The organism is Arthrobacter sp. AOP36-F1-5, from assembly GCF_058137995.1.
In genome coordinates, this window is record NZ_CM176892.1 from 3,288,202 (window position 1) to 3,299,566 (window position 11,365).

At 69.1% G+C, this 11,365-nt stretch carries 11 protein-coding genes; 4 read left to right on the top strand and 7 right to left on the bottom strand.

The annotated features are described in order from the left end of the window. Window positions 1-163 precede the first annotated feature (163 nt). Entirely contained in the window at window positions 164-592 is a 429-nt protein-coding gene (locus AC3ZI9_RS15135; RefSeq protein WP_444553907.1) for a LapA family protein, read from the top strand. A gap of 70 nt (window positions 593-662) precedes the next feature. Here the strand turns inward: AC3ZI9_RS15135 and AC3ZI9_RS15140 are convergent, their stop codons facing one another. Together AC3ZI9_RS15140 and AC3ZI9_RS15145 are read right to left on the bottom strand one after the other, a co-directional pair. After that, window positions 663-2,255 (bottom strand): GMC family oxidoreductase, encoded by a 1,593-nt coding sequence (locus AC3ZI9_RS15140; protein ID WP_444553908.1) that lies wholly within the window; start codon window positions 2,253-2,255, stop codon window positions 663-665. Between the two features lie 36 nt (window positions 2,256-2,291). Beyond that, window positions 2,292-3,809 (bottom strand): aldehyde dehydrogenase family protein, encoded by a 1,518-nt coding sequence (locus tag AC3ZI9_RS15145; RefSeq protein ID WP_444553910.1) that lies wholly within the window; start codon window positions 3,807-3,809, stop codon window positions 2,292-2,294. Between the two features lie 308 nt (window positions 3,810-4,117). Between AC3ZI9_RS15145 and AC3ZI9_RS15150 the strand changes: the two genes are divergently transcribed. After that, entirely contained in the window at window positions 4,118-4,414 is a 297-nt protein-coding gene (locus AC3ZI9_RS15150) for a DUF503 domain-containing protein (protein WP_444553911.1), read from the top strand. An 18-nt stretch (window positions 4,415-4,432) separates the two neighbouring features. Here AC3ZI9_RS15150 and AC3ZI9_RS15155 read toward each other — a convergent pair whose 3' ends face one another. Both AC3ZI9_RS15155 and AC3ZI9_RS15160 read right to left on the bottom strand, forming a co-directional pair. Continuing rightward, complete coding sequence (locus tag AC3ZI9_RS15155) at window positions 4,433-5,620, bottom strand: NAD(P)-dependent malic enzyme (protein WP_444553912.1); 1,188 nt, start codon at window positions 5,618-5,620, stop codon at window positions 4,433-4,435. Window positions 5,621-5,852: 232 nt separating this feature from the next. Continuing rightward, complete coding sequence (locus AC3ZI9_RS15160; RefSeq protein ID WP_444553921.1) at window positions 5,853-6,698, bottom strand: carbon-nitrogen hydrolase family protein; 846 nt, start codon at window positions 6,696-6,698, stop codon at window positions 5,853-5,855. Between the two features lie 83 nt (window positions 6,699-6,781). Between AC3ZI9_RS15160 and AC3ZI9_RS15165 the strand changes: the two genes are divergently transcribed. Together AC3ZI9_RS15165 and AC3ZI9_RS15170 are read left to right on the top strand one after the other, a co-directional pair. Then, the gene (locus AC3ZI9_RS15165; RefSeq protein ID WP_444553922.1) at window positions 6,782-7,192 is read left to right on the top strand and encodes a helix-turn-helix domain-containing protein; all 411 of its coding nucleotides are present in this window, start codon (window positions 6,782-6,784) and stop codon (window positions 7,190-7,192) included. Between the two features lie 58 nt (window positions 7,193-7,250). Further along, window positions 7,251-8,546, top strand: coding sequence for an aminotransferase-like domain-containing protein (locus AC3ZI9_RS15170; RefSeq protein WP_444553913.1), 1,296 nt, complete (start codon window positions 7,251-7,253; stop codon window positions 8,544-8,546). A gap of 31 nt (window positions 8,547-8,577) precedes the next feature. On the opposite strand, the gene AC3ZI9_RS15175 is transcribed toward AC3ZI9_RS15170, so the two are convergent. From AC3ZI9_RS15175 to AC3ZI9_RS15185, 3 genes are read right to left on the bottom strand one after another with little or no spacing between them, the layout of a single operon-like run. Beyond that, the gene (locus AC3ZI9_RS15175) at window positions 8,578-9,300 is read right to left on the bottom strand and encodes an NUDIX hydrolase (RefSeq protein WP_444553914.1); all 723 of its coding nucleotides are present in this window, start codon (window positions 9,298-9,300) and stop codon (window positions 8,578-8,580) included. Between the two features lie 17 nt (window positions 9,301-9,317). Continuing rightward, window positions 9,318-9,899, bottom strand: a complete 582-nt coding sequence (idi, locus tag AC3ZI9_RS15180; protein WP_489923716.1) for an isopentenyl-diphosphate Delta-isomerase — start codon at window positions 9,897-9,899, stop codon at window positions 9,318-9,320. A 56-nt stretch (window positions 9,900-9,955) separates the two neighbouring features. Then, the gene (locus AC3ZI9_RS15185) at window positions 9,956-11,341 is read right to left on the bottom strand and encodes a dihydrolipoamide acetyltransferase family protein (protein ID WP_444561125.1); all 1,386 of its coding nucleotides are present in this window, start codon (window positions 11,339-11,341) and stop codon (window positions 9,956-9,958) included. Between the last annotated feature and the right edge of the window lie 24 nt (window positions 11,342-11,365).

An 11,365-nucleotide genomic window follows, 5' to 3' on the forward strand; every position in this document is an offset into this window, starting at 1 on the left:
CGGTCATACGCCAAACCCTACCAATCCGGGCGCCGGCGGCGCGGGCACGTAAACTGTCCCCAGGGTCCGGAACGCATCCACGCACCGGCCCACCCCCGGCAGTCCGGGCCCGGAAACAACCGGGGACGGACGGAACCGGCCCGCGTCGACGAAAGGTAGTGCCATGGCCAAGGACCCGCAGGATCGCCCGAAGCCGGCGAAGACCCCCCGGGAGCCGGCACCCGGAACCCCCTCGGGTGGCGCACCCGCCGGAGGGACCCCCGAGCACCGCCCCGGAACCAGCGACGGGGCCGGACGCCCCGAGGACCCGATGCGGGTGACCCGCAGCGGGGTCATGTGGACGGCAACCGTCCTGGCGTTGGTGTTCCTGGTGCTGCTGATCATCTTCATCGCGCAGAACACCAATACGGTGCAGCTGCGCTACTTCGGCTGGGAGGGGACGGTCCAACTCGGACTGGCGCTCTTCGTTGGAGCGGTCGGCGGCGGCATCATCGTAGCCATTGCCGGTGCCGCCCGCATCGTCCAATTGCGCAGCCACGCCCGCAAGGGAAGAGTCAAGCCGGGCAAGCCCGGGAAGAAATCCACGCAGTAGGTCCCCACAGACGAAGGGCCGCCCCGCATTCCGCGGGGCGGCCCTTGACTTTTTCCCTGCCGGCGACCGGTCAGCCCTTGCGGGCCTGCTTGATCAGTTCGGCGCACCGCTCACCGATCATCATGGTGGTGATGTTCGGGTTCACGGTGACCTGCTCGGGCATCACCGAGGCGTCGGCCACGCGCAGCCCCGTGACCCCCTTGACCCGCAGTTCGGGGTCCAGCGGCGACAGATCGTCGTCGATGGGCCCCATGCGCACGGTGCCGACCGGATGGTAGACGGTGTTGTGCGTGCGCCGGATGTAGTCGGCGATCTCCTCGTCCGACTGGGTTTCCGTCCCCGGGTAGAGTTCGCGCCCGGCCCATTCGGCCATGGCCGGCTGGGAGACGATCTCGCGGGCCTTGCGGATGCCGGCGATCATCACGCGCATGTCATGGCCTTCGGGGTCGGTGAAGTAGCGCGGGTCGACCTTGGGCTTATCGCGGAAGTCGCCGCTGCGCAGGCGCACGGTACCGCGTGACTTCGCGTGGGTGACGTTCGGGGTCAGGCAGAAGCCGTTCTCCGTGGTCGGGTAGCCCTGACGCAGGGTGTGCATGTCGAAGGGCACCGAACCGTAGTGCATCATCAGGTCGGGACGATCCAGGCCCTCGGTGGTCTGCGTGAAGATCCCGATCTCCCACCACTGGGTCGATTCGGACACCATCGGCTGCTTCGCTTCCCACTGGATGACCCCCTCGGGGTGGTCCTGCAGGTGTTCGCCCACCCCGGGGGAATCCACGCGGACCTCGACCCGGTTCTCCTTCAGCTGTGCTGCCGGGCCGATCCCCGAGAGCATCAACAGCTTCGGCGAGTCGATGGCCCCGGTGGAAACGATGACCTCCTCGCGGGCGGTGAGGTGATGGGTCTTGCCGAATCCGTTGTCCACGACCGCGACGCCGGTGCACCTGTTGGCCTCGTCGAAGGTCAGGACCTTGGCTCGCAGCCCGGTGAGCAGATGGAAGTTCTTCCGGTCGGCAATCGGGTGGATGTAGGACACCGAGCTGGAGGAGCGGGTGCCGTCGGCCTTGCGGTTGATCTGGAAGAAGTTCGCCCCGTTGGTGACGGTGGCGTTGTCGTTGAACTTCGCCCGCGGGATCCCGGCCTGTTCGGCGGCGTCGAGCACCGCCACGCCGCTGGGATCCGCCGGGGGGACGTTCATCAGGTGCACGGGCCCGGAGTCGCCGTGGTGCGGGGCCCCGGGCCCCGCGTCTTCGTTGGTCTCCAACTGCTTATACAGCCGGAAGGCGGTCTCGGCGTTCCAACCGGTGGCCCCGTATTTCGACTCCCATTCGTCCAGGTCCTCGCGCGGGGCCCAGAAGGCGATGCAGGAGTTGTGGCTGGAGCACCCGCCCATCACCTTGGCGCGGGCGTGGCGCATGAACGAGTTGCCGTTCTCCTGCTCCTCGATCGGGTAGTCCCAGTCGTAGCCGGATTCGAGTAGTTCCATCCAGCGGTCCAGCTGCAGGATCTCATCGATTCCCCGGTCATCGGGACCGGCCTCGACCAGGGCCACCTCGAGTGAGGGATCCTCGCTCAGGCGGGCGGCGACGGCGGCACCGGCGGACCCGCCGCCGACGACGATGTAGTCGAAGGCCGAACCGTCCAACGTCTCGAAATCAGTCATTTTAAGTACTCTCCTTGGCTCAGGCTCGGAAACGGGCTAGGCGCGGTCGGCGAACCAGCCGGTGACTTGCGGGGCCGTGTTCTGGTAGATGTGCTTGGCTTCCTGGTACTCGCCCAGCCCGGTCGGGCCGAGCTCGCGACCGACGCCCGACTGGCCCATGCCGCCCCATTCGGCCTGCGGCAGGTAGGGGTGGAAGTCGTTGATCCAGATGGTGCCGTGACGCAGGCGTCCGGCGACCCGCTGGGCCCGTCCGGCATCCTGGGTCCAGACGGCGCCGGCCAGGCCGTAGACGGTGTCATTGGCGGTGGCAACGGCTTCGTCCTCGGTGGAGAACGTCTCGACGGTGACCGTGGGACCGAAGGCCTCGTCCGTGACGACGGACATGCCCCGGCTGACCTGGTCCAGGATGGTCGGCAGGTAGTAGTGCCCGGCCCCCAGCCCGGTTCCGTCCTCCTCGGTGGCGGCCCGACCGCCGGTGCGCAGACGGGCGCCTTCGGCGACGCCCCTCTTCACGTAGGCGTCCACCTTCTGAAGGTGGGCGGCGGAGATCAGCGGGCCGGTTTCGGCCTCGTCGTCGTAGGGGCCGCCGATGCGGATGTCCTCGGCCCGGCGGACCAGTTCATCCACGAAGGCTTCGGCGATGGACTCGTGGACGAGCAGCCGGGCCCCGGCTGAGCAGACCTGGCCGGAATGCACGAAGGCACCGTTGAGGGCGTTGTCCACGGCGGCGTCGAAGTCGGCGTCGGCGAAGACGACGTTGGGGTTCTTGCCTCCCAGTTCCAGCGCGACCTTCTTCACGGTTCCTGCGGCGCCTGCGGCGATCACCCGACCGGTGACCAGGCCGCCGGTGAAGGAGACCATGTCGATGTCGGGGTGGCTCGACAGCGGGGCCCCCGCGGTGGCCCCGGCACCGGTGACCAGGTTCGCGACGCCGTCGGGCAGACCGAGTTCGGCGAAGAGGTCCATGATCAGGATGGACGTCGACGGCGTCAGCTCGGCGGGCTTGAGCACGAATGAACACCCCGCGGCAATGGCCGGGGCCATCTTCCAGGCGGCCTGCAGCAGCGGGTAGTTCCAGGGGGTGATCATCCCGCACACACCGACCGGTTCGTAGGCGATGCGGGAGACGACCGTGTTGTCCCCGGCATCGACGACGCGTCCGGCATCCTGACCGGACAACCGGCCGAAGTACTCGAAGCAGTTGGTGATGTCGTCCATGTCGATCCGCGATTCGAGGATGCGCTTGCCGGTGTCACCGGTCTCGGCGCGGGCGAACTCCTCCTTGCGTTCACGCAACCGCTCGGCGACCTTGAGCAGGAAGGCCCCGCGTTCGGGAGCCGGAACCGAGGACCAGACCCCGGAGTCGAAGGCCGCCCGGGCCGCGGCGATCGCCCGCTCGGTATCGGCTGCTGCCGCCTCGGAGGCCGTGGCGACATGCGTGCCATCGGCCGGGCAGATGATCTCGCGGGTTTCACCGGAGGCTGCCGCCTCCCATTGCCCGCCGATGAACAGTGTGTGCTGGTTGGGGTACGGGGTCTGCGGCGTAGCGGTCATGCCTGCTCCTTCGGGTTGCGGGGTGCTTCGTCTTCGGGGCCGATGGCGGCGCCGAAGCAGGCGAACTGGTGGGTCAGCGTCCGGTCGGGTCCCGGGGGCCGTCACCGGCGGGTGGCCAGGCATTCGGTGGCCGGGCGGATCCGGCCGTTTTGCTCGAAGTCATATTCAGCACAGTAACAAGAAGGAGGGCCGACGTAGAGTGCCCGTGCATGTTAGCACGGGGTATCGGTGAGCAAACGCACACCGGAACCGGCCGGTCGCCGCCGGCTCCCCTTGGCCCTTCCCCCGGCATGACGCAGGATGGGGGCATGTGGTTCGGTTGGGTTGAGTTCGATGTGCTGCTCGGCGATGTGCACTCGCTGAAGGCCAAACGCGCCGTCGTCCGCCCCCTCGTGGCCGAACTGCGGCGACGCTTCGAGGTGTCCGTCGCCGAAACCAGCCACCAGGACCTCCACCGGCGGGCCGGCATCGCCGCCGGTGTCGTGGCCGCGGATGCCGGCCACGCCATCGAGGTGCTCGACGGCGTCGAACGCCTGGTCGCGGGCCGGCCCGAGATCGACCTTCTCAGCGCCCGGCGCCGGCTCCACTCCTCCGAGGACGAGTAGGGTCCTCCCCGGTCCGGCCTACTCCCCGGAGGCGACCTCCTGCACGGCCGCGGCCACCGCGGCGGCCACCCGCGGGTCCAGGGGCGAAGGGACGATGAAGTCGGCAGCCAGGTCCCCACCGACCAGATCGGCGATGGCCCGGGCCGCAGCGATCTTCATCCGTGGGGTGATCCGCCGTGCCGACGCGTCCAGGGCCCCGCGGAAGATCCCCGGGAAGGCCAACACGTTGTTGATCTGGTTCGGGAAGTCGCTGCGCCCGGTGGCGACGACCTGCCCGAAACGGGCCGCGACCTCGGGCATGACCTCGGGGTCCGGATTCGACAGCGCGAAGATGATCGCGCCGTCGTTCATGGCCTCCAGATCCTCCGCGGGGACCTGCGAGGAGGAGACCCCGATGAAGGCGTCGGCCCCGTCGAGGGCCTCGCGGATCCCGCCCATGACCGAATCGCGGTTGGTGATGGCCGCATATCTGGCCTTGATCGGGTTCAGGTCGTTCCGGTCACGGTGGATGACCCCCTGTGAATCGACCAGCACGACGTCGCCGATGCCGACATTGACCAGGATGTCGGTGATCGCGATGCCTGCGGCCCCGGCGCCGGAGACGACCACGCGCAGCCCGGCCAGCTCCTTGCCGACCACCCGGGCCGCGTTGGTCAGTGCCGCCAGGACCACCACCGCGGTTCCATGCTGGTCGTCGTGCATCACCGGGCAGTCCAGGGCCTCGATGAGGCGTTCCTCCAGTTCGAAGCAACGCGGTGCCGAGACGTCCTCGAGGTTGATCGCCCCGAAACTGGGACGCAACCGGACCAGGGTCTCGATGATCTCCTCGACATCGGTGGTCTCGAGCACCAGCGGAATGGAGTTCAACCCACCGAATTCCTTGAACAGGGCACATTTCCCTTCCATGACGGGCAACGACGCCGCGGCGCCGATGTCGCCCAGCCCCAGCACGGAGGTCCCGTCGGAGACCACGGCCACCAGCCGGGAAGCCCAGGTGTGGGTGGCGTGGCGGGCCGGGTCCTCGGCGATCGCGCGGGAGACCTGGGCGACCCCCGGGGTGTAGGCGATGGACAGGGCCCGCTTCGAATCCAGGGCCATCGTGGACTGGACGGAGAGCTTTCCGCCTTCATGGGCGGCAAAGACCTCCCCGCTGCTCACGGGCGTCGTGGGGCCGGGGGTGGTTTCAGGGGTGGTCGAGATGGACATGTGGATGCTCCTGGAGAAAGACTGCCGTTCGGGAAGCGGGCCCGGCGCGGATGAACGCGGACTGCCTGTTCTCCGGCGACCGGGTCGTCACGCGAAGGGCAGCCTGCCCTGCTCTGCGGCGGCCGGCCCGGGGTGGTGGCTCGCGGCGCTGGCGCAGTGGTCAGTACTTTCTTTAGACCGTTGTCCACCAGAGTAGGGCATCGATGGAGCCGACCCAACCATGACGGTGGCCCTAGCCGGCCTCGGCCTCGGTGGCCCCGGGGGCGACCACCCGGCCGTCGGGGCCGATCCGTCGGGCGTTGGCCAGCACCGGCAGTTTCCGGCGGGCCTGCTCGACCTCTGCGAGGTCGAGGTCCACGACGGTGAGCTCGGGGCCCTGCGGCAGGCAGGCCAGCGTGCGGCCCAGCGGTGAGATGACGGCGCTGCGGCCGACCCCCAACGGGGTGCTGTCGGTGGCGGGGCGTCCGCTGGCCGCGGGGTCGGCCTGGTCGCAGGCGACGATGAACGTCGTCGTATCCAGTGCCCGGGCCCGGATGAGGGCCTCCCACTGCTCGGCCTTGTCCGGGCCGTCGCCCCAGGAGGCACACACCAGGTTCACCGTGGCGCCGGCCGCCGCGTTCGCCCGGAACAGATCGGGGAAACGCACGTCGTAGCAGATCGACAGCCCGAAGACGACGCCGTCGAGTTCGAAGGTGGCGATCGATCCACCCGCGGTCACGGCATCGGATTCGGCGAACCCGTAGGCGTCGTAGAGGTGGATCTTGTCGTAGCTGGCCTCCACCCCGGGGCCGGTGGCCAGCAGCGTATTGCGCACGCGCCCGTCCTCGCCGGGGGTGAACATCCCGTGGACCGTGACGATGCCCAGTTCGGCCGAGAGGGCGCGGATCCGTCGGGCCCAGTCCCCGTCCAGGGGCTGGGCCACCTCGGCCAGCGGGTTGCCGAAGGCGCACATGGTGGCTTCGGGAAAGACCACGACGGCGGCACCGGCGTCCCGGGCCCGGGCCGCCCGGTCACGGACCAGACCGAGGTTGGCCTCCAGATCGGCGGTGGAGTTGATCTGGGCCAGAGCGATTTTCAACGTCATGTCTTCGAGGTTGCCATACCCCGCCGATCCGCCCAAGGGCCCCGCCGGCAGGGCATGATGGTCTCATGCCACAGGAGATGACTGCCTTGACCAGAACCACCCAGCATGAGGCGCTGGCGGGACCCGACGCCGCCCGGCTGGCCCGGGCGTTGGGGGAGTCCGCCGATGCGACGGTGTTCGTCAACGGCACGGCACTGCGCCTGCCGTCGGCGGCGGCCGGAGCCGTCTTGGATCTGCTCGGCCGCCTGGCCGACGGGGAAGCGGTCGTGCTCAGCACCGCCGAGCGATGGCTGAACACTTCCCAGGCGGCCCGGCTGGCCGGGGTGTCCAACACCTACATGCGCAACCTCACCGATGCGGGGACCATCCCGGTCGAGTACCGCGGCAGCCACCGCAGGATCAAGCCCGCGGACATCACGGCCTGGGTGGCCTCCCGGCGGGTGGAGGCCCCGCCCGCGGATCAAGGGGGCGGCGAGACCCCCGAATAAACATCTCCTCGGTAACAACTGTTGCCTCATGGTGAACCCATGTTGTTACGATGTGAGGGTGAACACAGCAGAGAACCCCACCGCCCAGGACCGCGAATCGTTGCCCACCGAATCGGAGCTTGCCCTTGAGCGGGCCGAGGCCTCGACCCGACACGAGAGCCTGTTCTCCGAACGCGCCGCCAACATCAAGCAATCCGCCGTCCGGGACGTCTTCGACATCTCGCTGCGCCCGGGGCTGGTCTCGCTGGCCGGGGGAAACCCCTACCTCTCGTCGCTTCCCTTGGAGAAGATCGGGACGATGGCCCACCAGCTCATCGCCCAGGAGGGGCTGACTGCCCTACAATACGGTGGTGGCAAGGGCACCATCGAGCTGCGCCAACACATCTGCGAGGTCATGGCCGAGGAGGGCATCACCGACGTCGACCCCGAGAACATCGTGGTCACCGCCGGCTCACAATCGGCCCAGGACGTAGCCTGCAAGGTCTTCTGCGACCCCGGCGACGTCGTGCTGTGCGAGGACCCCACCTACGTCGGGGCCCTGAACACCTTCGAGGCCCACCAGATCCAGGTCGAATCGGTCGCCATGGACGAGGACGGGCTGGTTCCCGAGGCCCTGCGTGAACGCATCGCCGAGGTCACGGCCACCGGTAAGCGGATCAAGTTCCTCTACACGATCCCCAACTTCAACAACCCCTCGGGCATCTCGCTGGCCGCCGCACGCCGTCAGGAAGTCGTCGACATCTGCCGCGAGGCCAACATCCTCGTCCTCGAGGACAACCCCTACGGGCTGCTGAAGTTCGACGGCGAGCCCTACCCGACGCTGCGGGCGGACAACCCGGACGACGTGATCTACATGGGCTCGTTCTCCAAGATCCTGGCCCCCGGCCTGCGCATCGGCTGGGCGTTGCTGCCCGAGCACCTGACCCGCAGGTTCTACCTGGCCAGCGAGGCGGTGGTGCTCTGCCCACCGACCCTGAACCAGATGCTGATCACCAGCTACCTCGACGGGCATGACTGGCGCGGCCAGATCTCCGCCTACCGCGGACTGTATGCCGAGCGTTGCACGGCCATGCTCTCCGCCCTCGAGGAACTCATGCCGGAAGGGGTCCACTGGACCACGCCGACCGGGGGCTTCTTCATCTGGGTCACCCTCCCGGAGGGGATCGACACCTACCCGCTGCTCGCCGAGGCCATCGACGACGGCGTCGTCTTCATCCCCGGGGCGGCCTTCACCCCCGGGGACGAGCCGAACAACCGGTTGCGACTGGCCTTCAGCGCCATCGACCCGGAGAAGATCCACGAGGGCGTCAAGCGTCTGGCGGTCGTGTTGAACCGGGCCATCGACGCCGCCTGATCCCTCCGTGGGCCTCCAGGCCCCCGGTTCGTTACCGCTGCCCTGCGGACTGTTCGTGGAACCACGGCCGGACATCGAGGGTGATCCGGTTCCGGGCCCCCGGGGGTCCGGGGTGCCCGTCCAGGTCGTAGGCCTCGTCGCCGGCCCAGGCCACGATCGGGTGGCCCTCGTCGTTGCGGGCCCCGACGCTTTTGAAGTCCGCCGGTTCACTGGCCCGTGCGGCGGCCACCGCCGCTGCCGCGCTCCGGTGGCCGCTCAACCAGTTCAGCGTCATCCAGGTGGGCGGGACCAGTTCCATGGACCCGCCGGCGTGGCGTTCCAGGGCCTCGGCCGGGGTCAGCCACGCGTGATCGACATGCTCCTCGGGACTGAGCCGGAGCGGCCCGGTGGCCTCTGTGTCCACCGCCGCCAGGAAGAACCAGGTGAGCAGCCGTTTCGGCACGCTGGGCGGCGGGGTCCAGATGGACAGGGCGGCCAGATCCTCCTGGGCGATCACCATCCCGGTCTCCTCCCGGGTTTCGCGTACGCCGGCACACCGGGCGGCCCCGGCGGGCGGATCGGGGCAATCCCGCGGGACCTCGTCCCGGTCCTCCGGATCGACGTGGCCTCCGGGAAAGACCCAGGCCCCGGCGAAGGAACCGCGGTGGGAGGGCCGTTCCAGCAACAGCACCTCCAGTCCGCGGGGCGCATCGCGCAACAGCACCACGGTGGCCGCATCACCGTGCAGGGCGGGCTCGTGCGTGGCCTCGGGCATCGACGGTCCTTCGTCCCTCATCGGGTGGGTTCCGGACCGGGACCCCGGTAGGGGATCTCCCGGGAGTCCAGCTGCTCCAGCTGCAACACCAGCCACGGACTGAAGGCCCAGGGGGTGGCGCGGACCGCGGCGACCAGGTCCTGCGGAGCCACCCAGTGGTGTTCGGCGACTTCGCTGGGCCGGGGGTCGACCCCGGAGGCGGCCCGGGCGAAATACACCGGGCAGAACTCGTTCTCCACCACCCCCGAGGCATCCTCGGCCCGGTAGGCGAACTCCGGCAGGACCATCTCGACGGCACCCAGCTCCATCCCGAGCTCGAACCCGGCCCGACGGTGCACGGCATCCTCGCGGGGTTCACCCGGTGCGGGATGCCCGCAGACGGAATTCGTCCACACCCCAGGCCAGGCCTTCTTGGCCAGGGACCTGCGGGTGACCAGGACGCGCCCTTCGGCGTCGAAGACATGGCAGGAGAAGGCCAGGTGCAGCGGCGTCGTCCCGGTATGTACTTCCGCCTTGTCAGCGCTGCCGTTCTCCTGGTGGTCGGCGTCGAGCAGCACCACGTTTTCGGCGGGCCCTGGTGGTGGCGTCCGGGTTCTCACGATGGGTTCCTCTCCCCTGGTCCTTCGGTGAAATCCGACATCCCCGGCGGATGCGGCTAATCGAGCAGCAGTGCCGGCTCTTCCATGATCGCGGCGATGTCGGCCAGGAAGCGGGCCGATAGATCGCCGTCGACCACCCGATGGTCGAAGCTACCACCCAAGGTGGTGATCCAGCGGGGGACGACGTCCCCGTCGACCACCCACGGCTTCTGCCGGATGGTGCCGAAGGCGATGATCGAGACTTCGCCGGGATTGATGATGGGGGTCCCGGTGTCGACGCCCAGGACCCCGATGTTGGTCACCGTCAGCGTGCCCTCGCGCATGTCCTCGGGCCGGGTCCGCCCTTCCCTGGCGGTGGTGGTCAGCTCGTTCAGGGCCATCGCCAGTTCCTTCAGGCTCAGATCCTGGGCGTCCTTGAGGTTCGGGACCACCAGGCCCCGCGGGGTCGCGGCTGCGATCCCGAGGTTCACGAAGTGCTTGACGTGGATTTCGGCGCCCTGCCCGGTATCCACCCAGCTGGCGTTGACGCCCGGGTTCCGCGCCGCGGCCCAGATGACCGCCTTGGTGAGGATCAGCAGCGGGGAGACCTTGATGCCTTCGAAGTCGCGGGACTTCTTCAGACGCTGGATGAACTCCATCGTCCGGGTGGCGTCGACATCGACGAAGATGCTCACATGCGGAGCGGCGGACACGGAGTCGACCATGGCCTTGGCGGTGGCCTTGCGCACCCCGCGCACCGGTTCACGGGTGATCCGCTGCGCCGTGGCCCCACCGGTGGGCCGGTGGTTGGTCAGGTCCTCGCGGGTGATCTGCCCGTGCGTACCGGTTCCGCGGACATCGGAGAGTTCGATGCCCAGGTCCTTGGCGATCTTGCGGACCGGCGGCTTGGCCAGCACCCGCTCGGGCGCCGGGGGCCCCGGGGTCGGAGCAGGCTTCGTGGCGGCTTCGGCCACCGGTGTTCCCGCGGGGGCAGGTGCGGGGCGGGCCGCGGCGCCCGGCGGGGTCGCGGAGGCACCGGGACGGGTGCGGGGGCGCCGGCGGACGGGATCCGACTTCGGGCCCGAGCCGACCAGCGGGCCTGGGGCCTGCTCCTCGACGGACGCCTCGGCCACCTCCCCGGGGGTCGGGGCCGGCGGCGGGGCAGCGCCGTCAGTGGGCGCCGGGGCGGCCGTGGCTTCCGGCTCGGCCGGGGCGCCGGGCTGTTGCCCGATTTCGTCGACGGAGAACAGCGGCTGGCCGACTTCCACGACCTGTCCTTCGGCGGCGTGCAGTTCGGTGACCACCCCGGCATACGGGCTGGGCAGTTCGACCAGGGACTTGGCGGTCTCGATCTCCACGAAGACCTGGTTGATCTCCACATGGTCGCCGGTCTTGACCTTCCAAGAGGCGATATCGGCCTCGGTCAGGCCTTCGCCGACATCGGGCAGGTTGAAGGTACTCATGGGTGGCTCCTTGGGCGCATGCTG